This window comes from Methylobacterium sp. FW102-HT35C08, assembly GCF_058790235.1.
Genome location: NZ_JBYTCL010000002.1, coordinates 496,821 through 522,212 on the forward strand (window position 1 = coordinate 496,821; position 25,392 = coordinate 522,212).

General features: G+C 70.4%; 21 protein-coding genes, 1 other RNA gene and 1 pseudogene. 18 read left to right on the plus strand and 5 right to left on the minus strand.

The window, feature by feature from the left end:
- Positions 1 to 62: 62 nt before the first annotated feature.
- The 4 genes and pseudogenes from pepN to AC3WSN_RS02475 all read right to left on the minus strand — a co-directional run bounded on the left by pepN (position 63) and on the right by AC3WSN_RS02475 (position 4,793).
- Positions 63 to 2,684, minus strand: a complete 2,622-nt coding sequence (gene pepN / locus AC3WSN_RS02460; protein WP_492536105.1) for an aminopeptidase N — start codon at positions 2,682 to 2,684, stop codon at positions 63 to 65.
- A 7-nt stretch (positions 2,685 to 2,691) separates the two neighbouring features.
- A pseudogene (locus tag AC3WSN_RS02465) lies at positions 2,692 to 3,924 on the minus strand (MFS transporter); the annotation flags it as partial.
- 76 nt (positions 3,925 to 4,000) lie between these two features.
- Positions 4,001 to 4,441 carry an arsenate reductase (glutaredoxin) gene (arsC, locus tag AC3WSN_RS02470; RefSeq protein ID WP_492536107.1) on the minus strand — a complete coding sequence of 147 codons (441 nt, stop codon included), beginning with the start codon at positions 4,439 to 4,441 and terminating at the stop codon, positions 4,001 to 4,003.
- On the minus strand, positions 4,434 to 4,793 hold the full coding sequence (locus AC3WSN_RS02475) for an ArsR/SmtB family transcription factor (protein ID WP_492536109.1): 360 nt from the start codon (positions 4,791 to 4,793) through the stop codon (positions 4,434 to 4,436). Before AC3WSN_RS02475 ends, arsC begins: the two co-directional genes overlap by 8 nt.
- A gap of 50 nt (positions 4,794 to 4,843) precedes the next feature.
- Between AC3WSN_RS02475 and arsH the strand changes: the two genes are divergently transcribed.
- The 10 genes from arsH to murD all read left to right on the plus strand — a co-directional run bounded on the left by arsH (position 4,844) and on the right by murD (position 16,192).
- Positions 4,844 to 5,605: an arsenical resistance protein ArsH gene (gene arsH, locus AC3WSN_RS02480; RefSeq protein WP_492536111.1), complete on the plus strand. Its 762-nt coding sequence runs from the start codon at positions 4,844 to 4,846 to the stop codon at positions 5,603 to 5,605.
- A gap of 207 nt (positions 5,606 to 5,812) precedes the next feature.
- A complete protein-coding gene (locus tag AC3WSN_RS02485) occupies positions 5,813 to 6,253 on the plus strand; it encodes a VOC family protein (RefSeq protein WP_492536113.1) in 441 nt (146 codons plus the stop codon).
- Between the two features lie 44 nt (positions 6,254 to 6,297).
- Positions 6,298 to 6,696: RNase P RNA component class A (gene rnpB / locus AC3WSN_RS02490), an RNA gene on the plus strand.
- Between the two features lie 417 nt (positions 6,697 to 7,113).
- On the plus strand, positions 7,114 to 8,199 hold the full coding sequence (rsmH, locus tag AC3WSN_RS02495; RefSeq protein ID WP_492536115.1) for a 16S rRNA (cytosine(1402)-N(4))-methyltransferase RsmH: 1,086 nt from the start codon (positions 7,114 to 7,116) through the stop codon (positions 8,197 to 8,199).
- Positions 8,196 to 8,609 carry a cell division protein FtsL gene (gene ftsL / locus AC3WSN_RS02500; RefSeq protein ID WP_192708515.1) on the plus strand — a complete coding sequence of 138 codons (414 nt, stop codon included), beginning with the start codon at positions 8,196 to 8,198 and terminating at the stop codon, positions 8,607 to 8,609. The genes rsmH and ftsL overlap by 4 nt, the downstream gene beginning before the upstream one ends.
- 69 nt (positions 8,610 to 8,678) lie before the next feature.
- Positions 8,679 to 10,520 (plus strand): peptidoglycan D,D-transpeptidase FtsI family protein, encoded by a 1,842-nt coding sequence (locus tag AC3WSN_RS02505; RefSeq protein WP_373622884.1) that lies wholly within the window; start codon positions 8,679 to 8,681, stop codon positions 10,518 to 10,520.
- A gap of 10 nt (positions 10,521 to 10,530) precedes the next feature.
- Complete coding sequence (locus AC3WSN_RS02510) at positions 10,531 to 11,988, plus strand: UDP-N-acetylmuramoyl-L-alanyl-D-glutamate--2,6-diaminopimelate ligase (RefSeq protein ID WP_492536117.1); 1,458 nt, start codon at positions 10,531 to 10,533, stop codon at positions 11,986 to 11,988.
- Between the two features lie 19 nt (positions 11,989 to 12,007).
- Entirely contained in the window at positions 12,008 to 13,459 is a 1,452-nt protein-coding gene (locus AC3WSN_RS02515; protein ID WP_492536119.1) for a UDP-N-acetylmuramoylalanyl-D-glutamyl-2,6-diaminopimelate--D-alanyl-D-alanine ligase, read from the plus strand.
- Positions 13,460 to 13,536: 77 nt separating this feature from the next.
- Complete coding sequence (gene mraY / locus AC3WSN_RS02520; RefSeq protein ID WP_192708518.1) at positions 13,537 to 14,622, plus strand: phospho-N-acetylmuramoyl-pentapeptide-transferase; 1,086 nt, start codon at positions 13,537 to 13,539, stop codon at positions 14,620 to 14,622.
- Positions 14,623 to 14,827: 205 nt separating this feature from the next.
- Positions 14,828 to 16,192: a UDP-N-acetylmuramoyl-L-alanine--D-glutamate ligase gene (murD, locus tag AC3WSN_RS02525; protein WP_492536120.1), complete on the plus strand. Its 1,365-nt coding sequence runs from the start codon at positions 14,828 to 14,830 to the stop codon at positions 16,190 to 16,192.
- Positions 16,193 to 16,204: 12 nt separating this feature from the next.
- Here murD and AC3WSN_RS02530 read toward each other — a convergent pair whose 3' ends face one another.
- The gene (locus AC3WSN_RS02530; protein WP_192708520.1) at positions 16,205 to 17,680 is read right to left on the minus strand and encodes a methyl-accepting chemotaxis protein; all 1,476 of its coding nucleotides are present in this window, start codon (positions 17,678 to 17,680) and stop codon (positions 16,205 to 16,207) included.
- A gap of 346 nt (positions 17,681 to 18,026) precedes the next feature.
- Here AC3WSN_RS02530 and AC3WSN_RS02535 point away from each other — a divergent pair, with 346 nt between their 5' ends.
- From AC3WSN_RS02535 to AC3WSN_RS02570, 8 genes are all read left to right on the plus strand, one after another.
- Entirely contained in the window at positions 18,027 to 19,193 is a 1,167-nt protein-coding gene (locus AC3WSN_RS02535; protein ID WP_192708521.1) for an FtsW/RodA/SpoVE family cell cycle protein, read from the plus strand.
- Complete coding sequence (murG, locus tag AC3WSN_RS02540; protein WP_492536121.1) at positions 19,190 to 20,299, plus strand: undecaprenyldiphospho-muramoylpentapeptide beta-N-acetylglucosaminyltransferase; 1,110 nt, start codon at positions 19,190 to 19,192, stop codon at positions 20,297 to 20,299. Before AC3WSN_RS02535 ends, murG begins: the two co-directional genes overlap by 4 nt.
- 49 nt (positions 20,300 to 20,348) lie before the next feature.
- On the plus strand, positions 20,349 to 21,755 hold the full coding sequence (murC, locus tag AC3WSN_RS02545) for a UDP-N-acetylmuramate--L-alanine ligase (protein WP_192708523.1): 1,407 nt from the start codon (positions 20,349 to 20,351) through the stop codon (positions 21,753 to 21,755).
- A gap of 199 nt (positions 21,756 to 21,954) precedes the next feature.
- Positions 21,955 to 22,887, plus strand: a complete 933-nt coding sequence (gene murB / locus AC3WSN_RS02550; protein ID WP_492536122.1) for a UDP-N-acetylmuramate dehydrogenase — start codon at positions 21,955 to 21,957, stop codon at positions 22,885 to 22,887.
- Positions 22,888 to 22,917: 30 nt separating this feature from the next.
- Positions 22,918 to 23,151, plus strand: a complete 234-nt coding sequence (locus AC3WSN_RS02555; RefSeq protein ID WP_192708525.1) for an AbrB/MazE/SpoVT family DNA-binding domain-containing protein — start codon at positions 22,918 to 22,920, stop codon at positions 23,149 to 23,151.
- On the plus strand, positions 23,138 to 23,494 hold the full coding sequence (locus AC3WSN_RS02560) for a type II toxin-antitoxin system PemK/MazF family toxin (protein WP_192708526.1): 357 nt from the start codon (positions 23,138 to 23,140) through the stop codon (positions 23,492 to 23,494). Before AC3WSN_RS02555 ends, AC3WSN_RS02560 begins: the two co-directional genes overlap by 14 nt.
- Positions 23,495 to 23,532: 38 nt before the next feature.
- A complete protein-coding gene (locus AC3WSN_RS02565) occupies positions 23,533 to 24,456 on the plus strand; it encodes a D-alanine--D-alanine ligase (protein ID WP_192708786.1) in 924 nt (307 codons plus the stop codon).
- The gene (locus tag AC3WSN_RS02570; RefSeq protein WP_492536123.1) at positions 24,423 to 25,373 is read left to right on the plus strand and encodes a cell division protein FtsQ/DivIB; all 951 of its coding nucleotides are present in this window, start codon (positions 24,423 to 24,425) and stop codon (positions 25,371 to 25,373) included. The genes AC3WSN_RS02565 and AC3WSN_RS02570 overlap by 34 nt, the downstream gene beginning before the upstream one ends.
- The last annotated feature ends 19 nt before the right edge of the window (positions 25,374 to 25,392 follow it).

Sequence of the window (25,392 nt, forward strand, 5' to 3'; positions counted from 1 at the left end):
TTGACGGGCACCCGGTGTTGCTGGGTCGCCCGGTTAGAGTTTTCTACCGTAAGTTCAGCTACTTAGCCGTCTCCGAGAGTCCGTGCGAGGATGTCGGCGGAGTCCCGCGAAAGGCCTGGGATCGCCTTGATCCAATTAAGCATTTCGACCGCCTTGGCGGCACGCGATTTTTCCAGCCGGCGCCAGGATCCGAAGGCCGTCAGCAGCCGCGCGGCAACCTGTGGGTTGGCCGAATCGAGGGCCGCAACCGTCTCGGCCACGCGTGAGAACCCGCCCCCGTCCTTCCGGGTGAATTGGGTCGGATTGCCGAACGCGAAGCTTCCGATCAGGGCGCGGACCCGGTTCGGGTTGGTGATGGTGAAGGCGGGGTGGCTCTGCAGCCGGGCGATCCGCTCCAGCGTCCCGGCCTCGGGGATCTGGGCCTGGATGGCGAACCACTTGTCGAGCACGAGGGGCTCGTCGGCGTAGCGCGCGGCGAATTCCGCCAAGGCGGTCTCCCGGGTCTCCCCGGGTATCAGCGCGAGGGTGCCGAGGGCGGCGAGGCGGTCCGTCATGTTGGTGGCCTCGGCCAGGCGCGCGGCGGCCCGCGCCGCACCGGCCTCCGGATCGCCCGCCGCGACGAGGTCGAGGGCGGCGTTGCGCAGCGATCGGCGACCAGCGGAGGCCGCGTCGGGGCTGTAGGCAGCACCTGCGGCAGGAGCGAGGGCCGCATCGAGGCGCTCGAGCCGTGACCGCAGCGCCGTCCCGAGATGCGCCCGCAGGTCATGCCGCGCCCGATGGATCGCGTCGGGATCGACATCGGACGGCACGGCATCCGCCGCCTCGCCCTCGCTCGGCAGCGCCAGAACGAGGGCGGCGAAGGCCGGGTCGGCCAGGGCCTCGTCGTCGAGGAATCGTCCGAGCGCGGCCGCGAAGGCATCGGCACGGCCCGGATCGGGTTCGAGGATCAGGCGGAGGCTCACGTCCTGGGCGGCCTGCCACCGGTTGAACGGGTCGCTGTCCCGCGCGAGCAGCCGCATGCGCTCTGTATCGGCGAGGGTGAGATCGAGCCGAACCGGCGCGGAGAAGTCGCGCAGGATCGACGGGACCGGTTCCTCGGTGACGCCCTCGAAAACGATCTCGGCCTCGGCCCGGTCCAGGACATAGACGCCGTCGCGCACGTCCGGGCAGCTCGCCTCGGTGAGCGGGCCGGACGCGCCGACGAGACCGAGGGCGACCGGGATCACCAGCGGCGGCCCGTCCTGCCCCGCCTCTCCGGGCAGGCTCTGGGCGAACCGGAGCGCGTAGCGTGCCGCCGCCGGATCGTAGGTGGCCGTCACGGCAAGGCGGGGCGTGCCGGGGCGCTCGTACCAGCGGGCGAAGGCGGATAGGTCGCGTCCCGAGACCGCCGCGAAGGCCGCCAGGAAATCCTCCACCGTGGCGGCGCGCCCGTCATTGTCGGCGAAGTAGCGGTCCATGCCGGACCGGAACGCCTCGGCACCCAGCAGCGTGCGCAGCATCCGGACGATCTCGGCGCCCTTGTCGTAGACGGTCGCCGTGTAGAAGTTGTTGATCTCCGCGTAGGCCCGGGGCCGCACCGGGTGGCGCAGCGGCCCGGCATCCTCCGGGAACTGGCGCGCCCGGAGCGAGCGCACCTCGCCGATCCGGTGCACCGGCCGGGAGCGCATGTCGGAGGAGAATTCCTGGTCCCGGAAGACCGTGAGACCCTCCTTCAGGCAGAGCTGGAACCAGTCCCGACAGGTGACGCGGTTGCCCGACCAATTGTGGAAATACTCGTGGGCGATGATCGCCTCGATCGCGGCGTAATCCCCGTCGGTCGCCGTGTCGGGGCTGGCCAGAACGTACTTGTCGTTGAAGATGTTGAGGCCCTTGTTCTCCATGGCGCCCATGTTGAAGTCGGACACGGCGACGACGTTGAACACGTCGAGGTCGTAGGCGCGGCCGAAGGCGGTCTCGTCCCAGGCCATCGAGCGGATCACCGCGTCGAGGGCGTAATCCGCCCGCGGCTCCTTGCCCGGCTCGACATAGACCGCGCAGGTGACCGGACGCCCGTCCATGGTGGTGAACCGCGTCTCGACCTTGCCGAGGCGGCCGCCCACGAGGGCGAACAGGTAGGCCGGCTTCGGGTGCGGATCGTGCCAGACGGCGAAATGCCGATCCGCGCCGACGGATCCCGCTTCGACGAGGTTGCCGTTGCCGAGGAGAACCGGCGCCTCGGCCCGATCCGCCTCGATACGCGTGGTATAAACCGCCATCACGTCGGGCCGGTCGAGGAAATAGGTGATGCGCCGGAAGCCGTCGGCCTCGCACTGCGTGCAGTAGACCCCGCTCGAGCGGTAGAGCCCCATCAGCTTGGAGTTGGCCGTCGGGTCGACCTCGGTGACGAGCCGCAGGGTGAAGGGCGTCCGGGGCGGCGCGACAAGGCTCAGGCCGGCCGGACTCGCCGTGTAGGCATCGGCCGCGAGGGCCGTGCCGTCGAGGTCGACCGAGACCAGCCGCAGGTCATCGCCGTCGAGGTTGAGCGGCGCTCCTGTCTCACCCGCCGGGTTCGGGCGGAGCGCCAGGGTCGCGTGGATCCGGGTCGCGTGCGGGTCGAGGCGGATGTCGAGGTCGACGCGGTCGATCAGGTAGTCGCTCGGCCGATATTCCTCGAGGCGGATCAGCGGCGGCGTCTCGGTGCGCATGCGGCTCTCTCTCCGGGTGCGGTTCGGGCTCGTTCTGGTCCTTCGCGCCGCCGGGCGCAACGCGGTCGGACCGCGTCTTCTGGCGCCACAGGCCGCCGATAAGGCCGAGATTGGCTGCGGCCAGCAGGGCGAGCACGCCCCAAAGGGCATCGGGACCGATGCGGGTCAGCAGGTAGGCTCCCAGCGGCGGGCTGAGCGCCTGCGCGACGAGCCCCGGCCGTGCCAGGCGGCCGATCAGACCGGCGTAGTGGTCCGGGCCGAACAGCGCGAGCGGAACCGTGCCGCGGGCGATCGAGTAGACGCCGTTCCCGGCGCCGTAGAGGACGAGCGCCAGCCCGATCACCGGCAGGTGCGCCGCCAGCAGAACCAGGCCGAGGGCGACGAGCGCGAAGGCGGCGGTCAGCGTCCAGAGCGGATGGTGACGCCCGCGGCCGGAGATCTCGATCAGCCGGGCCCCGACCTGCGCCGGGCCGATCAGGCCGCCGTAGCCGACGGCCGCCGCGAGACCGACACCGCGCGACTGGAGCAGGGTGATCAGGTGGACCGACACCAGCGCCATGATCGCGCCGCCCAGCACGAGGACGCCGGCCATCAGCAGGACCGCTCGGCGCTGCCAGGCGACCAGCGGCGGCACCGGCCGGGTCACGCCGCCGGCCCCGAGGGCGTGTCCGGGCGCCGCGGGGATCGCCAGAAGCACGAGGGGCAGCGTCACCGTCAGATGCAGCGCCGCATAGGTAAGGCAGGCGCCGCGCCAGCCGACATGCGCCACCAGGACCGCCGAGAGCGGCCAGCAGACGGTGCTGGCGAAACCGCCCAGAAGCGTCAGGGCCGTGATAGCCGGGCGCGCCTCTGCGCCGTAGAGCCGGCCGAGCGTCGCGTAGGCGGGATCGTACAGCCCGCAACCCATGCCGAACCCGATCACGAGCCACCCGGCCAGGAAGACCGGCAGGGCAGGGGCGAGACCGAGGATCGTCAGCCCGGAGGCCAGGAGCAGGGCCGCCAGCGCCAGGACCGGGCGGCCTCCGCGCCGCTGGATGGCTGCCCCGACACGCGGCGAGACCGCGGCCGCGACCAGAAGGCCGACCGACAGACCGCCGACGATCCAGGCCAGCGGCCAGCCGGTGTCCCGGGCGATCGGCTCGGCCAGCACGGCGGGCAGGTAGTAGGACGAACCCCAGGCGAGGATCTGCACCACGCCGAGGGCGGAGATCACAGGCCATCGCTCGGCGCGGGTGGCCATCAGGGCGTCGGCCCCGAGCCGGGACCGCCGCGCGAAGATCGACCCGTCGCGGCGATCCTCGACGAAGAGGCGCCCCTCACGCCAGACCGACGCGGCGGCCGTGCTCGTCCACCACCGGCTCTCCGTCCTCCTTGATGAACGCCCCCTGCTGCGGGGGAAGGAGATCGAGCACGGCCTCGGATGGCCGGCACAGACGAACGCCCAAAGGGCTCACCACCAGGGGCCGGTTCAGCAGAACCGGATGCGCCGCGATGGCATCCAGAAGCCGGTCGTCCGGGATGGCCGGATCGCCGAGCCCCAGTTCCGCGAACGGCGTGCCCTTCTCGCGCAGGATGTCGCGCACCGAGAGACCGGCACGGGCCAGCAGCTGCACGAGCAGGGCCGGGTTCGGCGGCGTCTTCAGGTACTCGACGACGTGCGGCTCGATCCCGGCATTGCGGATCATCGCCAGCACGTTCCGCGACGTGCCGCAGGATGGGTTGTGATAGATCACGACGTCGAAGACGCTGTCAGGCATGGTCCACCTCACGTGCCGCAGGGTCGGGGTTCGAGAAGGCCGCCACGGCCGGCGCGCAGACTTCGGGACGGCCCTGGCAGCAATCCGTCATGAGAAATGCGATCAACCCGGAGAGAACCGGGTAGGCGGCGCTGTAGATGATCGAGCGCCCGGCGCGGCGAGACCGGATCAGCCCGGCCTGCTGCAGCTCCTTCAGGTGGAAGGAGATCGTGGAGGGCGACACACCGATCGCCCCGGCAAGGTTTCCGGACGCCATGCCGTCCGGCCCAGCCACAACCAGCGCGCGCAGCGCTCTGAGCCGGTGCTCCTGACCCAGCGCCACAAAGGCCGCCAGGGCTTGCGGTTCGTCCATCTACACTTCTACATTCAAACCATCGTTTGAACATACGAGATTGCTGCATCGTGGACAAGTCCGAGCCGACCGCGCGTACGCTTCGTCTGACCGACGAGTTGCCCCATCTCAGCGCGGCGCATCTCCCGGTGCCGACAGCAGCGCAGCTACACGTCTGCGAACCGTTCACACACGCGCCGCGCTTCCTGATCCTGTACGGCTCGCTGCGCGCGCGCTCGCACAGCCGCTTCCTGGCGCAGGAAGCGGCCCGGCTGCTGGAGGCCCTGGGCGGTGACGTCCGGATCTATGACGCGCACGGGCTGCCGCTGCCCGACGACAGCACGGCGGATCATCCAAAGGTTCAGGAGCTGCGGGCGCTCTCGCTCTGGTCGGAAGGCCAGATCTGGGTTTCGCCTGAGCGCCACGGCAACCTGACCGGCGTGATGAAGAGCCAGATCGACTGGCTGCCTCTGAGCGAGGGCAGCGTGCGCCCGACGCAGGGCCGTACGCTGGCGGTGATGCAGGTCTCTGGCGGATCGCAGAGCTTCAATGCGGTGAACTCGCTGCGCCTGCTCGGTCGCTGGATGCGGATGATCACCATCCCCAACCAATCCTCCGTGCCGATGGCCTATCGTGAGTTCGACGACGACGGTCGGATGAAGCCGGGCCCCCTCTACGAACGCGTCGTCGACGTGTGCGAGGAGCTGATGAAGTTCACCCTGCTGACCCGCGAGCGGGCGGACTATCTGGTCGATCGCTACAGCGAGCGGAAGGCATCCGCGCAGGACCGGATGACGGAACTGGCCGCCGATATCGGCCTCGCGAAGCCCTGACGGAGGCCCACGGGTCCGCCTCGCTGGAGCGGAGCGGGCGTTTGCCGTCGAAGCGGGCTACTCGACCGGCGCCGCGGCCCTAGCTAGCGCAGCAACCGGCCGGCCACCCTCGTGGCCGCCTCCCGATGCCGCCCAGGCACGGCCGGTCATGTCCGTATCCGCTGAGGGCGCCGTCAGAGCCCTCGCCAACAGAGGGATCGTCGCCCGATGGAATTTCTTCACACCATGGTCCGGGTCGCCGATCTCGACCGGGCGCTCGCCTTCTACGTCGACACGTTCGGCCTCCAGGAGGTCCGCCGCGTTGAGAACGAGAAGGGTCGCTTCACGCTGGTCTTCCTGGCCGCCCCCGGAGACGCCGAGCGCGCGAAGGAGACGAAGTCGCCGCTCGTGGAGCTGACCTACAACTGGGATCCGGAAACCTACACGGGCGGGCGCAATTTCGGTCATCTCGCCTATCAGGTCGACGACATCTACGCCTTCTGCAGCCGGCTGCAGGAGAAGGGCGTCACCATCAACCGCCCGCCGCGCGACGGCTACATGGCCTTCGTGAAGTCGCCCGACGGCATCTCGATCGAGATCCTCCAGAAGGGCGGCGCGAAGCCGACGCAGGAGCCCTGGGCGTCGATGGAGAACACCGGGACCTGGTAACCGGCCTTGACCCGGACGGCAGCGCGGGCGCATCTGCCCGCGGATCAGCCGGCCGGGCGGCCGCTCCGCACGCGCGAGCGTCCGGGGAGGAAAGTCCGGGCTCCATGGAGAGACGGTGCCGGATAACGTCCGGCGGGGGCGACCCCAGGGACAGTGCCACAGAAAGCAGACCGCCCCGGATCCGTCCGGGGTCAGGGTGAAAGGGTGCGGTAAGAGCGCACCGCGGACGCGGCAACGCGGACGGCACGGCAAACCCCACCGGGAGCAAGACCGAATAGGGGCGGCGCGCCCTTCGCGAGAAGGGCAGGCCCGCTCTCCAGGCCAGTCGCCCGGGTTGGTTGCTCGAGGCGGTCGGCAACGACCGTCCCAGAGGAATGGCTGCCACGTCGGGGCGTGCAAGCGCTCCGGCCCTACAGAACCCGGCTTACAGGCCGGCTGATCCACCAGCCCTCAAAACAGAAGCCCCGCCAGCGCCTTACAGGCGACGCGGGCCCCGCAACCGGACGTCGGGTTCGATCAAATTTCCGGCGCGACGAAAACCTTCGGTTAACCTTGCCAGGGTCAGATCGGATCGCGCGGCAGCGCCAGGCTTGTGCGTTGACGATCCTCCGAGGCCCATGATACCCGGCATCCTCCCGTCAACGGCGTGTATCGGATCGCCGGGCGCAACCTGCCTCAGTGCGGGTCCCGTCCGAGCGCGGCGTTTTGCGCGCTCCGAATTCGATGCCGTTCCCGTCACGCGCGCCGCGCTCGCGCGGCCCGGTCCAGGGCATCATGAGACGCACGAGCCGCATCCGCGACCGGTTCCCCGGTCCGCGTCGCCCTTCCGCTCCGGACTGCGTCTCCCGGCGGAGGTGCCCATGACCCGCCGCCGCCCTCCGGCTGAGCTTCCGACCTCCGTCCGGCGCAGCGGCACCGAGTCCGAGGCCTCGTCCCCGTCGGCTCAGCCGCACGTGCCGGTGCTGCTCGAGGAGGTGGTCGCGGCGCTCAGCACCGACGGCGGACTGGCCGTCGACGGCACGTTCGGAGCGGGCGGCTACACGCGCGCCCTGCTGGATCGGGATCCGGCCCTGCAGATCGTGGCGATCGACCGCGATCCCACGGCGATCGCCGCCGGGCAGAGCCTGGTCGCCGAGTCGCGGGGGCGCCTCCGCCTGGTCCCGGGCCACTTCGGCAACCTCGACACCCTCCTGGCCGAGGCCGGCGTGGCGCAGGCCGATCAGGTGGTGCTCGACATCGGCGTCTCGTCGATGCAGCTCGACGTACCGGAGCGGGGGTTCTCGTTCCGCAACGACGGCCCGCTCGACATGCGCATGGGCGGCGACGGCCCCAGCGCCGCCGACATCGTCAACGAATCCGACGAGACGGTGCTCGCCGACATCATCTACCATTACGGCGAGGAGCGGCGCTCGCGCGCCGTCGCGCGGGCGGTCCACGAGGCGCGCCGCCGCGGCCGGATCGAGACCACCGCGCAGCTCGCCGAGCTTGTTGCCGGCGTGGTGCGGGCGGAGCCCGGCAGCCACATCCACCCCGCGACGCGGACCTTCCAGGGCCTGCGCATCGCGGTGAACGACGAACTCGGCGAGCTGGTGCGCGCCCTGCACGCGGCCGAACGGGTGCTCACGCCCGGCGGCCGGCTCGCCGTCGTGACGTTCCACTCCCTCGAGGATCGGATCGTCAAGCAGTTCTTCGCGGCCCGCAGCGGCCGCTCCGCGCAGGGGTCGCGCCACCTGCCGGGCGCTCCGGCCGAGGTGGTCCGCAGCTTCAACCTCGTGACCAAGGGCCCGGTCCTGCCGAGCGAGGCCGAGACCGCGCGCAACCCGCGCGCCCGCTCGGCCAAGCTCCGCGCGGCGGAGCGCACGGAGTCCGACGTGCCCGAGCCGCTGGCGGCGCTGACCGCCCTGGCAAGCCTGCCCGAAGCCGCCCGCGGGGGCCAGCGCCGATGATCCGCCTCCTGAACCTGCTGGCCGTGGCCGGCCTCGTCGCCTCGGCGATCTACGCCTACTCGATCAAGTACGACACGCTCTATCAGGGCGGTCAGGTGTCGAAGCTGCAGACCGCCCTGCACGCGGAACGGCAGGCGATCGCGGTGCTGCGCGCCGAGTGGCAGCTCCTGACCCGGCCCGACCGGCTGCAGGCGGCGGTCGACAAGCATCTCGCCCTGGAGCCGATCGGCACCAGCCACTTGGCGCGCCTCTCGGATCTGCCCGCCCGTCCCGAGCGCGGCGACGAGATCGGACGCCTGCTCGCGGCCACCGCGACGCCCAAGGACAAGGGTGCGATCGAGCCGCGCACGACCGGCTCGATCACCCGCACCGTCACCACGACCCGCACCCCGACGACGGCTTCGAGGTAATCCCCCGTGTCCGAAGACGCCGACCAGATCGCATACGCGGCAGCCGAGACGCAGGCGGCCGAGGCGCATATTGCGGAGCACGAGGCCGCCCTGCTGGAGGCGGCGGCGCTGGCGCATGCCGCCAACGCGCCGCGCGTCCTCGCAGAGGACGAGCCCGTCCCGGTGGATCGCGCCGAGCGGGCCAAAGCGTTCCTGCGCAGCATGTTCCGACTGGCGATCGAGCGGTCGCACATGCGCGTCGCCCTGGTCGGCCTGGTCTTCGTCGCCGTGTTCGGGACGATCTCGGCCAAGCTCCTGATGATGGCGATCTTCGGCGAGCCGCCCAGCCAGGAGCACAGGGTCGCGGCCGCCTCTTCGACGGCGTTCCGGCCCGACATCGTCGACCGCAACGGCGAGATCCTGGCCACCGACATCCGCACGGTCTCGGTCTTCGCCGAGCCCGGCAACATCTACGACAAGGACGAAGCGGTGGAGCTGCTCACCGCGGTCCTGCCGGAACTCAACGCCACCGAGCTGCGGGCCAAGCTGGCCTCGCGCAAGGGCCGGAGCGGCGCCGGCTTCGTGTGGGTCAAGCGCGAGCTGACCCCGAAGCAGCAGGCCGAGGTCCACCGGCTCGGCATCCCGGGCATCGGCTTCCTGCCCGACCACAAGCGGGTCTATCCGAACGGCACGGCCGCCGCCCACATCCTGGGCGCGACCAATCTCGACGGCATCGGCATCGCCGGGATGGAGAAGTACATCGACTCCACCGGCCTCCAGGCGCTCAACAGCTTCGGGCTGGTCAACAAGCAGGCCGACCTGAAGCCGGTGCAGCTCTCGATCGATCTGCGCGCCCAGTTTGCCGTGCGCGACGAGCTGGCCTGGGGCATCGACCACTTCAAGGCCAAGGCCGGCGCCTCGATGATCCTCGACGTGAAGACCGGCGAGGTGATCGCGCTGGTTTCCATGCCGGATTTCGACCCGAACGATCCGAAGGACGCGCTCTCGCCCGACCGGATCAACCGGATGAATGTCGGCGTCTACGAGATGGGTTCGACCTTCAAGGCGATGACGCTCGCCATGGCGCTCGATTCCGGCAAGTACAATGTCAACTCGACCTTCGACACCCGCGGCGGCGTGCTGAACTGGGGTCGGCAGAAGATCCACGAGTATCACGGCACCAACCGCGTCATCACCATGCCGGAGGTGTTCACCCACTCGTCGAACATCGGCTCGGCCAAGATGGCGCTCGGCGTCGGCGTGACCGGCCACAAGGCCTTCCTGAAGAAGATGGGCCTGCTCGACCGGCTGCGCACCGAGCTGCCCGAGAGCGCGGCGCCGATCGTCCCGTCCCGCTGGACCGAGATCAACACCATCACCATCGCGTTCGGGCACGGCATCGCGGTGGCGCCGATCCAGGCGGCGGCCGCTGTCGCGGCCATCGCCAATGGCGGCGACCTGATCACCCCGACCTTCCTGAAGGCGAACCCGGACGACAAGGCCCGCGCCACGCACGTGCTCTCGTCCCAGACCTCCGAGGCGATGCGCTACATTATGCGCCTTAATGCCTCCGAGGGCTCGGCCAAGAAGGCCGCAATCCCGTACTACTTCGTCGGCGGCAAGACCGGCACGGCCGAGAAGGTGATCGGCGGCCGCTACATCCACAACCGCCTGTTCACGACCTTCATGGCGGCGGCGCCAATGAACGACCCGAAGTACCTGTTCGTCACGATCATGGACGAGCCGCAGGGTCTGCCGGAATCCGGCGGCTACGCCACGGCGGCCTGGAACTCCGGCGTGGTCACCGGCAAGGTGATCGAGCGGGTGGCGCCGATCCTGGGCCTGCCGCCGCAATTCGAGCCGCCGGTGAGGCCGTTCCCGCAGATGGTCAAGCTCAACGCCTACCACATCAACCAGCTCGGCGGCCCGTGATGGTGGCGTCATGAGCGCGCGGCTCGCCGACCTCTTCCCGGAAGCCTCCGGAACGGCCGCCGACCTGACGGTGTCGGACCTGACCGCCGACAGCCGGCAGGTCGCGACCGGCACGGTGTTCGTGGCCGTGCCGGGCACCAAGGCCGACGGTCGCCGCTTCGCCGCGCAGGCCGCCAACCGCGGCGCGGTGGCGGTGGCGGGCGAGGGGACGCGCCCCGCCGATCTGCCGGAGGCGATCGCCTGGATCGCGGTCGCGGATGCGCGCCGGTCCCTGGCCCTGGCGGCGGCGCGGCTTGCCGGCCGGCAGCCCGACACCGTGGTGGCCGTGACCGGTACCGCCGGCAAGAGTTCGGTGGCCGACTTCGTCCGCCAGATTCTGGCACGCCTCGGCCGCGAGGCCGCGAGCCTCGGCACCGTCGGGATCGTCACGAACCGCGGCGCGCAGTACGGCTCGCTCACCACCCCGGATCCGGTGACGCTGCACCAGACGCTGGCGCGCCTCGCGGCGGACGGCATCACCGACCTCGCCATGGAGGCGTCCTCGCACGGGATCGAGCAACGCCGTCTCGACGGCGTGCGGCTCGACGCGGCGGGCTTCACCAATCTCGGGCGGGACCATCTCGACTACCACGCGAGCATCGAGGATTACCTCGCGGCCAAGCTGCGCCTGTTCACCGACCTGCTGCCATCCGGATGCCCGGCGATCGTGAACGCCGACGGGGCCTATGCGGACCGGGTGATCGCCGCGGCCGAGGATGCCGGGCGGCCGGTCCGGACGGTCGGACGCGGCGGCCGGGATCTGCACGTGGAGTCGGTCCGGACGGAGGGCTTCGCGCAGGCCGTGCGCCTCGTTTTCCAGGGGCGGGCCCGGGAACTGCGCCTGCCGCTCGTCGGGGAATTCCAAGTCGAGAATGCCCTGGTGGCGGCCGGCCTCGCCCTCGCGACCCCGGCGGGCGCCGCCGATCCCGACGGCGTGTTCGCGGCCCTCGACCATCTCACCGGCGTGCCGGGCCGCATGGAGCGGATCGGCGAGGCCCGTGGCGGGCTCTGCCTCGTCGACTACGCCCACAAGCCCGAGGCGCTGGAGAGCGTGCTGACCGCGCTCCGCCCGTTCGCCTCCGGAAGCCTAGTCGTGGTGTTCGGCTGCGGCGGCGACCGCGACCGGGGCAAGCGGCCGCTGATGGGCGCGATCGCGCAGCGCCTCGCCGACACCGTGATCGTCACCGACGACAATCCGCGCACCGAGGAGGCCGCCGCGATCCGCCGGGCGATCCTCGACGCCGCGCCGGGCGCAGAAGAGATCGGCGACCGCGCCGAGGCGATCCGCACGGCCGTGCGGCGTCTCGGGCCGGGCGACGTTCTGGTCGTGGCCGGCAAGGGTCATGAAACCGGCCAGATCGTGGGGGATCGGACGCTGCCGTTCTCGGACCACGAGGTCCTGCGCGCGGCGATCACCGAGGCGACCTGAGGGTGACCGGGGGCTGACCATGACCGCACTCTGGACGCGGGAGGAACTCGAGGCCGCGACGGGCGGGCGCCTGATCGGCGCCGAGCGCCCGATCGGTGGCGCCTCGATCGACACCCGCACGCTCCAGCCCGGCGACCTGTTCTTCGCCATCCGGGGCGACGCCCGCGACGGCCACGACTTCGTGGCCGACGCCCTCGGCCGCGGGGCCGGCGCCGCCGTGGTGGCCGAAGCCCGCGCCGGCGACCTCGCGCCTCATGGCCCGGTCCTGGCTGTCCCCGAGACGGGTGCGGATCCGGTGCTGACGGCGATGACCCGGCTCGGAGCGGCGGCGCGTACCCGCACGAAGGCCCAGGTCGTGGCGGTGACCGGCTCGGTCGGCAAGACCGGGACCAAGGAGGCCCTGCGCCACGTGCTCTCCGGGCAGGGCGAGACCCACGCCTCGGCGGCCTCCTACAACAATCACTGGGGCGTGCCCCTGACGCTGGCGCGGATGCCGCAAGCCACGCGCTACGGCGTGTTCGAGATCGGCATGAACCACGCGGCCGAGATCGTGCCGCTGACCGCCCAGGTCCGGCCCGACATCGCGCTGATCACCACGATCGCGCCCGCCCATATCGAGCATTTCGCCTCGCTCGCGGCCATCGCGGACGCCAAGGGCGAGATCTTCTCCGGCCTCCAGCCCGGCGGCGTTGCGATCATCAACCGCGACGTCCAGCATTTCGACCGGCTCGCGGCCCACGCGCAGGCCTCCCGGGCGGGACGGGTGGTCACCTTCGGCGAGCACCCGGATGCCGACGTGCGCGCCCTGAAGATCGTGCTCCGCCCCGACCTGTCGGTCGTCGATGCCCTCGTGATGGGCCAGCCCGTCACCTACAAGCTCGGCACGGCCGGCCGGCACGCGGCGCTGAATTCACTGGGTGTCATGGCGGTGGTCCACAGCCTCGGGGCCGACCTCGCCCGCGCCGCCCTGTCGCTCGGCGGGCTGACGCCGCCGGCGGGGCGCGGCGAGCGCACCGCCCTCGAGATCGGCGGCGGCACCGCCTACCTGGTGGACGAGAGCTACAACGCCAATCCCGTGGCGGTCCGGGCAGCGCTCGCGACGCTCGCGGGGATCGAGACCGGGCCCCGCGGCCGCCGCATCGCGGTGCTGGGCGACATGCTGGAACTGGGCGCCGCCGCCCCCGACCTGCATCGCGGCCTTGCCGACGCGATCGAGGCGGCCCGGATCGACCTCGTTTTCGCGGCCGGCCCGCTGATGCGCCACCTGTTCGAGGCCCTGCCGGTGAGCCGCCGCGGCGCTGTGGCGGACACCTCCGTGGACCTGCTGGAGCCGCTCGCCCGGACGCTCCGGCCCGGCGATGCCGTGATGGTCAAAGGATCGAACGGCAGCCGCATGGGCCGGATTGTCGAGGCCCTGAAAGCCCGCTACGCCGTCGACGAGGCGCGGCGCGCCCTGGCGACGGCCCCCTGACCGGCAGGCCCGCGCGTTCGAAGCGCGCGGTAACGCCCCCCGAAACCTGCGCCTGAACAAAGGGGCCGAGCGCCCGTATGCTGTACCTTCTCTCGGACCTGAGCAGCAGCTTCACGCCGCTCAACGTGTTCCGCTACATCACCTTCCGCACCGGCGGCGCGCTGTTCACGGCGGGCCTGTTCGTGTTCTGGTTCGGGCCGTGGATCATCTCGCTGCTGCGCCTGCGCCAGGGCAAGGGGCAGCCGATCCGCGAGGACGGGCCGCAGACGCACCTGCTGACCAAGCGCGGCACGCCGACCATGGGCGGGCTGATGATCCTGGCGGGCGCGATCGTGGCGATCCTGCTCTGGGCCAACCCGCGCAATCACTATGTCTGGGTGACGCTGACCGTCACCCTCGGCTTCGGCGCCATCGGCTTCTACGACGACTACCTCAAGGTGACGAAGCAGTCGCACAAGGGGTTCTCGGGCAAGTTCCGCCTGGCTCTCGAGGCGGTGATCGCGATGGCGGCCTGCCTGACGATCGCGGTCTACTCGCCGGCCGCGCTGCAGAACCAGCTCGCCTTCCCGGTGTTCAAGGACGCGCTCCTGAACCTCAGCTGGTTCTACCCGCTGTTCGGCGCCTTCGTGATCGTGGGCGCCGGCAACGCCGTGAACATGACCGACGGCCTCGACGGCCTGGCCATCGTTCCGGTCATGATCGCCTGCGCCACCTTCGGGTTCATCGCCTATCTGGTCGGCAACTCGTTCACCGCGAGCTACCTGCAGGTGAACTACGTCCGCGACTCGGGCGAGCTCGCCGTGGTCTGCGGCGCCGTGATCGGCGCCGGCCTCGGCTTCCTCTGGTTCAATGCGCCGCCGGCCCAGATCTTCATGGGCGATACCGGCTCCCTGGCTCTCGGCGGGCTCCTGGGCACCGTCGCGGTGGCGACGAAGCACGAGATCGTCCTGGCGATCGTCGGCGGCCTGTTCGTCCTCGAGATGATGTCGGTGATCATCCAGGTCGCCTCGTTCAAGCTCACCGGCAAGCGCGTCTTCCGGATGGCGCCGATCCACCACCATTTCGAGCAGAAGGGCTGGAAGGAGCCGCAGGTGGTCATCCGGTTCTGGATCATCGCCGTCATCCTGGCCATGGCGGGCCTGGCGACGCTGAAGCTGCGCTGAGAAAATGTGATAGAGAGCCGCCTTAACTGGCTGATCCCACCCAGGTCCTCATCCTGAGGTGCCGTCGTGCAGCGGCGGCCTCGAAGGAGCCCTCCAGGGATCGCGCGCTGGCTGGAGGGCTCCTTCGAGGCTCGCTGACGCGAGCACCTCAGGATAAGGGGATTGGATGGGATCGGCCCGGCCCCTTTCGCTTCTCGAGCTTCCCATGACGCCCATCACCACCTTCGCCGACCGCACCGTCGCCCTGTTCGGGCTCGGCGGCTCCGGTCTCGCCACCGCGCTGGCGCTGAAGGCGGGCGGTGCCGGCGTGCGGGCCTGGGACGACAATGCCGACAGCCTCGCCCGGGCCCGGGAGGCCGGGATCGAGACGCAGGATCTGCGCGAGGCCGACTGGTCGGGCTTCGCCGCGCTCGTGCTCAGCCCCGGCGTGCCCCTGACCCATCCGGAGCCGCACTGGAGCGTCCGGCTCGCCCGCGCCGCGGATATCGAGATCATCGGCGATATCGAGCTGTTCTGCCGCGAGCGCCGGGCGCACGCCGCCGGGGCGCCGTTCGTGGCGATCACCGGCACCAACGGCAAGTCGACCACCACAGCGCTGATCGCCCACGTGCTCGCGCAAGGAGGCCGTGACGTGCAGATGGGCGGCAATATCGGGACCGCGATCCTGTCCCTGGAGCCGCCCGCCGCCGGCCGCGGCCACGTGATCGAGATGTCGTCGTTCCAGATCGACCTGACGCCGAGCCTCGATCCGAGCGTCGGCGTCCTGATGAACATCACCCCCGACCACCTCGACCGCCACGGCACCATGGAGCAGTACGCGGCCATCAAGGAGCGCCTGATCCGCGGTTCGGCCCTCGCGGTGGTCGGCATCGACGATGCGCCCAGCCGGGCCATTGCCGACCGGCGCGGGGCCGACCTCGTGCGCGTGCACGTGCCCCACGGCGAGACACTCTGCACCGACGCGCTGACCGTGCGCGACGGGATCGTCCGCGATCCGGATGGTACGGAGCTCGCCGACGTGAACGGAATCGGCTCGCTCCGGGGCGCCCATAACTGGCAGAACGCGGCGGTGGCCGTGGCGGTAGCGCGGGCGCTCGGCCTCTCACCCGCGGAGATCCAGGCCGGGCTGACCTCGTTCCCGGGCCTGCCGCACCGGATGGAAGAGGTCGGGCGGCGCGGGCCCGTGCTGTTCGTCAACGATTCGAAGGCGACGAACGCGGATTCGACCGAGAAGGCGCTCACGGCCTTCCGGGACATCCACTGGATCCTCGGCGGCAAGCCGAAGGACGGCGGCATCTTCCCGCTGGTGCCGTATTTCGAGCGGGTCGCCCACGCCTACCTGATCGGCGCCGCCTCCGATGCCTTCGCGGCGACGCTGGAGGGCGCCGTTCCCTACACCCGCTGCGAGACCCTGGAGGTGGCGGTCCCGAAGGCCGCCGAGAACGCCGCCGCCTCGGGCGCCCCGGAGCCCGTTGTGCTGCTCTCGCCGGCCTGCGCCTCCTACGACCAGTTCCGGAACTTCGAGATCCGCGGCAACCGTTTCCGGGAGCTGGTGCAGGCGCTGCCCTGAGGCAGCGCCGCCTCAGCGCGCCAGCACCTTGGCGGCGTCGCGGGTGGTGCCCACCGCCTGCGAGACGTCGGCCACGGACTGAACGATCGCCCCGATATTGCCGGTGATCGCCGTGACCGCCCCGGCAGCGCTCTGCATGTTCTCGGCGAGGTCGCGCGTGACCGCGCTCTGCTCCTCGATGGCCGCCGCGGTCGCCACGACGGTCTCGCGCATCACCGAGACCGAAGTTCCGATCGAAGTCAGCGCTCCCACCACCTCCTGCGAGACGCGCTGCACGCTGGCGATCTCGCCGTTGATCTGCCCGGTGGCGCGCGCCGCCTGATCGGCCAGCGCCTTCACCTCGGAGGCGACGACCGCGAAGCCGCGGCCCGCCTCGCCGGCGCGGGCCGCCTCGATCGTGGCGTTGAGCGCCAGCAGGTTGATCTGGCCGGCGATGTTCTGGATCAGGCCGACGATGCTGGTCATCGCGGTCGCGGTCTCGGCCAGGCGCTTGGTGTGGCCGTCCGCCTCCTGGACGCAGGCATAGGCGGTGTCGGTGGCGCCCTGCGAGCGGACGATGCTCTGCGACATCTCCGCCACGGACGCGGCCAGCTCTTCGGCCGCCGCCGCCACGGTCTGGACGTTGCCGGAGGTCGAATCCGCGGCCGAGGAGGCCAGGGCGGCCGCCCGCGTCGAGTGCGTCACCGCCTGCTCGATCTCGCCGAAGTTCCGGTCGATCAGCGTGCGCAGGTCGGCGAGCAGGCGAACTTGGTCGGTGATGTCGGTGGCGAACTTCACCACCTTGTAGGGCCGGCCGGCGGCATCGAAGATCGGGTTGTAGGACGCCTGGATCCAGACTTCGCGACCGCCCTTGCCGACGCGTCGGAACTGCGCCGCCTGATAGGTTCCGTTCCGCAGCGCCGCCCAGAACGCGCGGTACGCCTCGCTGTCGCGTTGGCCGGGCTCGACGAACAGGCTGTGGTGCTGCCCGACCACTTCCCCTCGTGTGTAGCCCATCGCGGCCAGGAAGTTGTCGTTGGCCTCGAGCACCGTACCGTCAAGGTCGAAGGCGATGACAGCCTGTACCTTGTGGATGGCCTCGATCTGTCCCGCGCGGTCGGCCTCCTCGGTCCTCTGCTGGGTGATGTCGGTGGCGAATTTCACCACCTTGTAGGGCCGACCGCGGCTGTCGAGCACCGGATTGTAGGACGCCTGGATCCAGATCCTGCGGCCGCCCCGGCCGACCCGCTGGAACTGCCCGCTCTCGAATGTGCCCGAACGCAGGCGCTCCCAGAGCGCGCGGTACTCGGGCGAGTCCCGCTGCGCCGGATCCATGAACAGGCTGTGGTGCTGCCCGACGATCTCCGGCAGCGTGTAGCCGACCACAGCCAGGAAATTGCCGTTGGCCGAGAGGATCTTCCCGGAGAGGTCGAACTCGATGACGCCCTGAACGCGGTCGAGGGCCGCGAGCTTGGCCTGCGCTTCACGGTTGTTCAGGGCAGAGAACATGGCGAGGGAGCTTCCGCTTGGCGGATCCGGCATCGCCGAGCGGCACCCGGTTCAGGTTGCTCGCCGATCCGCAACTTACACCCAAAGGTTGCACGTCTGGTATTAACATAGAGTATTATCTGTTCTTTGGACGATTGAACTCGAACGATACGCGTGAGGTTTTCAGCGCCTCTCGGGCGGTGTCGGCAGCACCGGCATCTGGCTTGAGCGGTCGGCCGGCGCCCCGGCACGGACACGGTCGGCGGCGCAGCGTCGTCACGCATAAGTCTCCGTTTACCATTCCTGCACAGGATCGACTCCGACCCGCGCGGATCGGCATCCGCGTGGCCTGGAGTCGTTGCCCGGCATGATGTCACGCGCGGAACGCACCCCCCTGACGGACTGGTGGTGGACGGTCGATCGCGGGCTCCTCGCGGCCCTGTTCGCCCTGATGGTGGCCGGGCTCGTCTTCCTGATGGGCGGCGGCCCGCCGGTGGCCGAGCGGATCGGCCTGCCGACCTTCTACTTCCTGAACCGGCAGGCGATGTATCTCGCCCCGACGATCCTGCTGATCTGCGCGGTCTCGTTCCTGTCCCTGCGCGGCATCCGCCGGCTCGCGCTGATCACCTGGGTCTGCGGCGTCGTCCTGTGCCTGCTCGCCGGCAAGTTCGGCCCCGAGATCAAGGGCGCGCATCGCTGGATCCAGTTCGGCTCCTTCGGCCTGCAGCCCTCGGAATTCGTGAAGCCGGCCTTCGTGGTCGTGGCCGCCTGGGCCTTCTCGGAGGGTGCGCAGCGCCGCGACATGCCGGGCGGCATCCTGGCGCTGCTGCTCCTGCCGATCACCATCGTGCCGCTGCTGCTCCAGCCCGATTTCGGCCAGACCATGCTGATTACCATGGTGTGGTGCGCGCTGTTCTTCGTGGCCGGCCTCCACCTGATCTGGGTGGCCGTCCTCGGCGTGCTGGGCCTTGGGGGTGTCTTCGCTGCCTACCTGTTCTTCCATCACGTCCGTGAGCGCTTCAACAAGTTCCTCGACCGGGATTCCGGCGGTGGCTTCCAGGATTTCTGGTCGCGCGAATCGTTCCGCTCGGGCGGCTGGTTCGGCACGGGCCCGGGGGAGGGCGTGGCCAAGCGCCACCTGCCGGACGCGCATACCGACTTCATCTTCTCGGTCACCGGCGAGGAATTCGGCGTGATCGTCTGCCTGTGCCTCGTGGCCCTGTTCGCCTTCATCGTGCTGCGCGGCCTCAAGCTCGCCCGGCGCACGGACGACACCTTCTCACGGCTGGCGATCACCGGCCTGACCACGCTGTTCGGCCTCCAGGCCTGCATCAACATGGCGGTGAACACCCAGCTGATGCCCGCCAAGGGCATGACGCTGCCCTTCGTCTCCTACGGCGGCTCCTCGCTGATCTCGCTGGCGCTCGGCACCGGCTTCCTCGTCGCCCTGACCCGCAAGCGCCCCCGCACCGTGATGCTCAGCCAGAAGCCTCCCGGCACCGCGCCGGCCACCGTCGCCGGGGTGATGCGGTGACGGTCTTCACCCCCACGATCCTGCTCTGCGCGGGCGGCACCGGTGGGCACCTGTTCCCGGCCGAGAGTCTCGCCCACGCGCTGCGCGCCCGCAGCATAAGGGTGGCGCTCGCCACCGACGCGCGGGTCGACGCGATCGCGTCCGAGTTCCCGGCCTCGGAGGTCGTGACCATCGCGTCCGCGACGCCGTCCGGCCGCTCGCCGCTGAAGCGGGCCGGCGCCGTGCTGACGCTCGGCCGCGGCTTCGGTGTCGCCGCCAAGGAGATCCGCCGGATCAACCCGGCCGCCATCGTGGGCTTCGGCGGCTATCCGACCGTCCCGCCGGTGCTCGCCGGCCAGATCCTGCGCGTGCCGACGATCCTGCACGAGCAGAACGCCGTGATGGGCCGGGCCAACGCCTTCCTGGCGCGGGGCGCCCGCACCATCGCCACCGGCTTCAAGGTCGTGCGCGGCGTGCCCGACAAGGCCAAAGCCCCGCGGATCCACACCGGCAACCCGCTCCGCCCGGCAGTGATCGAGGCGGCGAAGGTTCCGTATCCCACCTTCGGCGAGGGCGATGTCCTGCGGCTCCTGGTGTTCGGCGGCAGCCAGGGCGCCCGCGTGATGGGCGAGGTCGTACCGGAAGCGATCGCGCGCCTGCCCGACGCGCTGCGCGCCCGCCTCCACCTCGTCCAGCAGGTCCGGCCGGAGGACCTGACGGCGGTGCAGAACCGCTACCTCGCCATGGGGCTCGCCGGGATCGAGGCGGCGCCGTTCTTCAAGGACCTGCCCGGCCGCATGGCCGCGAGCCACCTCGTGGTCTCGCGATCGGGCGCTTCCACGGTCTCGGAACTGGCGGCGATCGGCCGCCCGGCGATCCTCGTGCCGCTGCCCGGCTCGCTGGATCAGGACCAGGCCGCCAACGCCGCGACCCTCGACGCGATCGGCGCGGCTTTGGCCGTGAAGCAGGCCGATTTCACGCCGGATCGCCTCGCGGCGGACCTCACGGCCTGCTTCGAGACGCCGGCAAAATTGACCGCGGCGGCCGATGCGGCCAGAAGCGCCGGCATCCACGACGCCGCCGAGCGGCTGGCCGAGGTCGTCATCCAGACGGCCGCCCGCACCTGATCATCAAGGGATTTCGCACCGGCGATCCCGCCACCAGACGGTTCGACCCATGAAGCTGCCCGACAAGCTCGGACCCATCCACTTCATCGGCATCGGCGGCATCGGCATGTCCGGCATCGCCGAGGTGATGCACAATCTCGGCTACACGGTGCAGGGGTCGGACGCGTCCGACAACGCCAATGTCCGCCGTCTGGCCGAGAAGGGCATGCGCACCTTCGTGGGCCACAACGCCGACAATGTCGCCGAGGCCGCGCTGGTCGTGGTCTCGACGGCAATCCAGCGTGACAACCCCGAGCTGCAAGCCGCACGGGAGCGCCGCCTCCCGGTCGTGCGCCGGGCCGAGATGCTGGCCGAGCTGATGCGCTTCAAGTCCTGCGTCGCCATCGCGGGCACGCACGGCAAGACCACGACCACATCGCTGGTCGCGACGCTGCTCGACGCCGGCAACCTCGACCCGACGGTGATCAACGGCGGCATCATCAACGCCTACGGCACCAATGCCCGCATGGGCGCGGGCGAGTGGATGGTGGTGGAGGCCGACGAGTCGGACGGCACCTTCCTGAAGCTGCCGGCCGATGTCGCGATCGTCACCAACATCGACCCCGAGCATCTCGATCATTTCGGCTCGTTCGACGCGATCAAGGACGCGTTCCGGCGCTTCATCGACAACATCCCGTTCTACGGCTTCGCGGTGATGTGCATCGATCACCCGGTGGTGCAGGACCTCGTCGGCCATATCGAGGACCGGCGAATCATCACCTACGGTGAGAACCCGCAGGCCGACGTGCGCCTGATCGACGTGGACCTGCGCGGCGGCCAGAGCCGCTTCCGGGTGATGATCCGCGACCGTCGGCCCGGCTACCGGATGGAGATGGAGGATCTCGTGCTGCCGATGCCCGGCAAGCACAACGCGCTCAACGCCACGGCGGCGCTCGCGGTCGCACACGAGCTCGGCGTCAAGCCGGACGCGATCCGCCAGGCGCTCGCGAGCTTCGGCGGGGTGAAGCGGCGCTTCACCCGCACCGGCGAGTGGAACGGCGCGACGATCTTCGACGATTACGGACACCATCCGGTGGAGATCAAGGCGGTGCTCAAGGCCGCCCGCGCCTCGACCGAGCACGGCGTCGTCGCGGTCGTGCAGCCGCACCGCTACACCCGCCTCCAATCGCTGTTCGACGATTTCTGCACCTGCTTCAACGATGCCGACACGGTCATCGTCGCGCCGGTCTACGCCGCCGGCGAGCAGCCGATCGAGGGCTTCGACCGCGACAGCCTCGTGGCCGGCCTGCGCTCCCGCGGTCACCGCGACGCCCGGGCCCTGGAGCGGCCGGAGGAGCTCGCGGGGATCATCGCGGACCTCGCCAAGCCCGGTGATTACGTGGTCTGCCTCGGCGCCGGCACGATCACGCAGTGGGCCTACGCCCTGCCGGACGAACTCGCCGCGCGGGGACGGTAGGCGCGGTGCGTGAGTCCGCCCCGGGAGGCCTCTCGGGTCGGCGGCACCCTCGACCGTCTATACTGGGCTGCGCTCTGAGGATGAACCCGGCGGTGACTCTCCGGACCCCGGCCTCGCAGCGTCCGCTGCCACCCCGATGCGACGACACCAGGATCGCCGCATCCCTCTCCCCGCAGGCGGGGCGAGGGGAGACACACAGATGACCGCCTCTCTGCACGATCGCATCCGGGCCGCCGCGCCCGACCTCCGCGGGCGCCTGCTCGCCGACCAGCCGCTCGCCGACCTGACGTGGTTCCGGGTCGGCGGACCGGCCGAGGTGCTGTTCACGCCGGCCGACGAGGAGGATCTCGCCTGCCTCCTCGCGGCCCTCGATCCCGATGTGTCCGTCACGGTGATCGGGCTCGGCTCGAACCTGATCGTGCGGGACGGCGGCATCCCCGGTGTCGTCGTGCGCCTCGGCGGCAAGGCCTTCGGCAGCGTCGCGATCGACGGCGACACGCTGGCGGTCGGCACCGCGGTGCCGGACATGCGCCTCGCCAAGGCCGCGGCCGAGGCGGGTCTCGACGGGCTCGCCTTCTATCGCGGCATCCCGGGCTCGATCGGCGGGGCGCTGCGCATGAACGCGGGCGCGCATGGTGGCGAGACGACCGACGTGCTGGTTGAGGCTCGCGGCATCGATCGCCAGGGGCAGGCGCGCACCTTCACCCACGCCGACATGGGCTTCTCCTACCGGCATTCGGGTGTGCCGGAGGACGTGATCCTCACGAGCGCCCTGTTCCGGGGCAGGCCCGGCGAACGGGCCGCCATCGAGGCCGAGATGGAGCGGGTCACCGCCGCCCGCGAGGCCGCCCAGCCGATCCGCGAGCGCACCGGCGGCTCGACCTTCGCCAACCCGGAAGGCGGGAAGGCGTGGCAGCTGATCGACGCCGCCGGCTGCCGCGGGCTGAGGCGGGGCGGCGCCCAGGTCAGCGAGATGCACTGCAACTTCCTGATCAACATCGGCAGCGCGACCGCGGCCGATATCGAGGGACTCGGCGAGGAGGTTCGTCGGCGGGTGCGCGAGACGAGCGGGGTCGAGCTGCGCTGGGAGATCCGTCGGATCGGCTTGGCGGCGCAGGCTGTAAGTCGGTAAGATGTAAGTTTATCGGCAGGGACGAAGGACATGCCGGAACAGCCAGCCCGGACCGCCTATTCCAAAGTCTCGGTGAAGAGCCAAACGGTGCTGCCGGCGGAGGTTCGCGAACATCTGGCGATCCGACCCGGCGATCGTCTGCGTTACCGGATCACGCCGGACGGCATCCGCATCGACAAGGCTCCGCCGGAGGGTGAGGATCCGTTCGTGGCCTTCACGGAGTGGGCCGGCCCGATCGATGATGAAGATTATGCCGGCCTCTGAGACAGCGGATCTACCGGCCGGCACGGTCGTCGTCGTGCCGTTCCCCTATTCGGACCGATTGGCAGAGAAGAGGCGGCCCGCTCTCGTCGTGTCGGGAGAGGCTGTCGCCGCTGCCGGCTACGTGTGGATCGCGATGATCACGAGTGCCCGCAACACGCACGCTGCGGGCGATGTCCGGATCGATGACCTGATGTCGGCCGGCCTGGGCGTCGCCTCCGTCGTGCGCCCGCTCAAACTCGCCTGCATCGAACCGAGCCGGATCCTGCGCCGCATCGGAACGCTGCCTCATCAGACGGCCGCGCAGGTCTACACCACGATCCGAAGCCTGATCGGCGCGGCATGAGCCGGCCCGTCATCCACCGCCTCGCCCCGGAGCGCACCATGTCCAAGCACGTCGCCGTCCTTCTGGGCGGCACCTCCGCCGAGCGCGAAGTCTCGCTCAATTCCGGCAAGGCCTGCGCCGACGCCCTGGAAGGCGAGGGCTACCGGGTCACGCGGGTCGATGTCGGTCCCGACATCGCCTCGGTGCTGTCGGCGCTCAGGCCGGACGTCGCCTTCAACGCGCTGCACGGCCCGGACGGCGAGGACGGCACGATCCAGGGTCTCCTGGAGATCCTGAAGATCCCCTACACCCATTCCGGTGTCCTCGCCTCGGCGCTCGCCATGAACAAGGAGCGGGCCAAGACCGTCATGCGCGCCGCCGGCGTCGACGTGCCGGAGGGCCGGATCGTTAACCGTCATGCGGCCGCAAAGACACACCCCCTGCCGCCACCCTACGTCGTGAAACCCATCGCGGAAGGGTCATCGGTGGGTGTGATCATCGTGCGCGACGGCCGCTCGCACCCGCCCCAGATCCTCGCCTCCGAGGAGTGGACGTTCGGCGAGCAAGTCCTTGCAGAACCTTACATAGCCGGCCGCGAACTGACCTGCGGCGTGATGGGCGACAGGGCCCTCGGCGTGATCGAGGTGAAGGCCGCGACGGGCGACTGGTACGACTACGACGCCAAATACGCCCCGGGGGGGTCGATCCACGTCCTCCCGGCCGAACTTAAACCAAATGTTTACCAGCGTGTCCAAGAACTGTCGTTAACGGCGCATCAAGCACTGGGCTGTCGGGGCGTCAGCCGTGCCGACCTTCGATTCGACGACACACCGGGTGGAACCGGTCTGCTCGTCGTGCTGGAGGTCAACACGCAACCCGGCATGACCCAGACGAGCCTTGTGCCGGAGATGGCGGCCCATGCGGGCCTGAGTTTCGGTGAGCTCGTCCGATGGATGGTGGAGGACGCTTCCCTGAATCGCTGAGCGGCGACGCCGCCGGCCGGATCGGTCCCGCGCGCCGCCTCGGCGCCGCCCTGGGCCGGCTCATCGGCCGCCCTGCGCGCTCGCTCTCGGTCCGCCGCGCCCGCCCCGGCCAGCGCCTGGGCGAGCGCCTGCCCTGCGGCGTCGGCGTCGTCGGGGTCTCGGTATCTCTCGCCGCCGTGGCGCTCGCCGGCTTCGTGGCGAGCGGGCGCTACGACGCCTTCGTGGCCGAGCAGGGCCGCCCGCTGGACATTGCCGCACGCCTGACCGGCTTCGGCGTCGAGCGCGTGACCATCTCGGGCATCTCCCGGATGTATGAGCGCGAGGTTCTGGCGGCCGCCGGCATCGACTGGCGCTCCTCCGTGCCGTTCATCGACGTCAGCGCGGTGCGCGAGAAGCTGCTGCGCGTGCCGCTGATCGCCCAGGCCTCGGTCCGGAAGATCTACCCCAACGAGATCGCTATCACCCAGGTGGAGCGCGAGCCCGCGGCCCTCTGGCAGAAGAACGGCGAGATCAGCGTCATCGCCGCCGACGGCACGGTGATCGATGCCATGCGTGACGACCGCTATGCCAGCCTGCCGCTGGTCGTCGGCGAGGACGCGAACACCAAGCTTCCCGAGTACCTCGCCCTGATCGCGGCCGCCGGGCCGCTGGCCGAGCGGATCAAGGCCGGCACCTACGTGTCCGGCCGGCGCTGGACCCTCAAGCTCGACGGCGTCGACGTGCGCCTGCCCGAGGCCGATCCGGCCGCCGCGCTCGCCCGCCTCGTCCGGTTCGAGCGCGAGGCCGGCCTGCTCGAGAAGGACATCATCGCCGTGGATCTGCGCATGCCGGACCGCCTCGTGGTGCGCCTGACCGAAGAGGCTGCCGCCACCCGCGCGGAAGCCCAGAAGGCGAAGAAGAAGGGCACGGCCAGCTGATGCCCTCGACCAAGATCTC

Excerpts from the sequence above, each read along its gene's own strand:
- pepN (WP_492536105.1), bottom strand. The coding sequence starts at position 2,684 with ATGCGCACCGAGACGCCGCCGCTGATCCGCCTCGAGGAATATCGGCCG.
- arsC (WP_492536107.1), bottom strand. The coding sequence starts at position 4,441 with ATGCCTGACAGCGTCTTCGACGTCGTGATCTATCACAACCCATCCTGC.
- AC3WSN_RS02475 (WP_492536109.1), bottom strand. The coding sequence starts at position 4,793 with ATGGACGAACCGCAAGCCCTGGCGGCCTTTGTGGCGCTGGGTCAGGAG.
- AC3WSN_RS02485 (WP_492536113.1), top strand. The coding sequence starts at position 5,813 with ATGGAATTTCTTCACACCATGGTCCGGGTCGCCGATCTCGACCGGGCG.
- rsmH (WP_492536115.1), top strand. The coding sequence starts at position 7,114 with ATGACCCGCCGCCGCCCTCCGGCTGAGCTTCCGACCTCCGTCCGGCGC.
- ftsL (WP_192708515.1), top strand. The coding sequence starts at position 8,196 with ATGATCCGCCTCCTGAACCTGCTGGCCGTGGCCGGCCTCGTCGCCTCG.
- AC3WSN_RS02510 (WP_492536117.1), top strand. The coding sequence starts at position 10,531 with ATGAGCGCGCGGCTCGCCGACCTCTTCCCGGAAGCCTCCGGAACGGCC.
- AC3WSN_RS02515 (WP_492536119.1), top strand. The coding sequence starts at position 12,008 with ATGACCGCACTCTGGACGCGGGAGGAACTCGAGGCCGCGACGGGCGGG.
- mraY (WP_192708518.1), top strand. The coding sequence starts at position 13,537 with ATGCTGTACCTTCTCTCGGACCTGAGCAGCAGCTTCACGCCGCTCAAC.
- murD (WP_492536120.1), top strand. The coding sequence starts at position 14,828 with ATGACGCCCATCACCACCTTCGCCGACCGCACCGTCGCCCTGTTCGGG.
- AC3WSN_RS02530 (WP_192708520.1), bottom strand. The coding sequence starts at position 17,680 with ATGTTCTCTGCCCTGAACAACCGTGAAGCGCAGGCCAAGCTCGCGGCC.
- AC3WSN_RS02535 (WP_192708521.1), top strand. The coding sequence starts at position 18,027 with ATGATGTCACGCGCGGAACGCACCCCCCTGACGGACTGGTGGTGGACG.
- murC (WP_192708523.1), top strand. The coding sequence starts at position 20,349 with ATGAAGCTGCCCGACAAGCTCGGACCCATCCACTTCATCGGCATCGGC.
- murB (WP_492536122.1), top strand. The coding sequence starts at position 21,955 with ATGACCGCCTCTCTGCACGATCGCATCCGGGCCGCCGCGCCCGACCTC.
- AC3WSN_RS02555 (WP_192708525.1), top strand. The coding sequence starts at position 22,918 with ATGCCGGAACAGCCAGCCCGGACCGCCTATTCCAAAGTCTCGGTGAAG.
- AC3WSN_RS02560 (WP_192708526.1), top strand. The coding sequence starts at position 23,138 with ATGCCGGCCTCTGAGACAGCGGATCTACCGGCCGGCACGGTCGTCGTC.
- AC3WSN_RS02565 (WP_192708786.1), top strand. The coding sequence starts at position 23,533 with ATGTCCAAGCACGTCGCCGTCCTTCTGGGCGGCACCTCCGCCGAGCGC.
- AC3WSN_RS02570 (WP_492536123.1), top strand. The coding sequence starts at position 24,423 with ATGGATGGTGGAGGACGCTTCCCTGAATCGCTGAGCGGCGACGCCGCC.